General features: G+C 50.6%; 2 protein-coding genes. Both read right to left on the bottom strand.

The genetic code is table 11. The features are described 5' to 3' along the window. Nucleotides 1–571: glycosyltransferase (locus tag A3751_RS17760; RefSeq protein WP_197466466.1), on the bottom strand; the 571-nt coding region annotated here is incomplete at its 3' end. Beyond that, nucleotides 564–789: hypothetical protein (locus A3751_RS23645; RefSeq protein WP_231876927.1), on the bottom strand; the 226-nt coding region annotated here is incomplete at its 5' end. The genes A3751_RS23645 and A3751_RS17760, both read right to left, overlap by 8 nt.

Here is a 789-nt window from a genome sequence, read left to right as displayed (position 1 = left end):
CTTGGGCTGGTTTCTTAGTTGCATGCGTTGAGATAGACGGGCTTACCTGAATGGAGCGGGTGTAGTAGTCGGTATCTACGCCTCGATTAATCTGCACCACATTCTTCGCCCATGGATAGGTTTCGCGTATATGGTGCTCTATGAATTCTGAGACTGCGATACACGCTCGTCCTCTTAACATCGCCGAGTTGTACAAGCGCTTGAGCGCATTCTTGTGTCCATAACAACCGTGGAAGGTGCTGATAAATGGGACGCCCGTCGAACGTGAAGCAAGGTAGACGCTCCATGCCGGCGCTCGTGAGCGCACGTGCAGTAAATCGATGTTTTGCTCGTTGATCAGTCTTTCTAGATGTCTCGCGTTACGCATGATCTGAATAGGGTTTTTACGATCGAGCGGAAGTTGGTAATGGGCGACGTTCCACTCGGTTAGCCGCTGCGCAAGTTTGCCTCCAGAAGAGGCGACGCTCGATCGATGACCTTGTTGGCTAAGAAACTCGGCAAGCTCTAATGTGCCTTGCTCAACACCACCACTTTCCAGGGCGGGGAGCACTTGCAGGATGTGATTAAACATCTTGCCCCTCGTGTTTTGATCGCCAGGTTTCATATCGCATCAAGAGCCACTCAGTTGCTCTTTCAGCTTCATGCAGTCCGGTCTGCTGGCGGTTGTTTATGTCTGATTCAGGCGAGAGGTCTGCGAGCCTCATTACATGGTTTTCCCGATATAGTCGCTCAAGTTCATTGCGAAGACGATTCTTTCTAAATAATTTATGACGCGTGGCGAGCTCTATG

Source organism: Oleiphilus sp. HI0080 (assembly GCF_001635135.1).
Note: the sequence above shows the minus strand (reverse complement) of the source record. Positions and strands in the feature narration are given on the sequence as shown.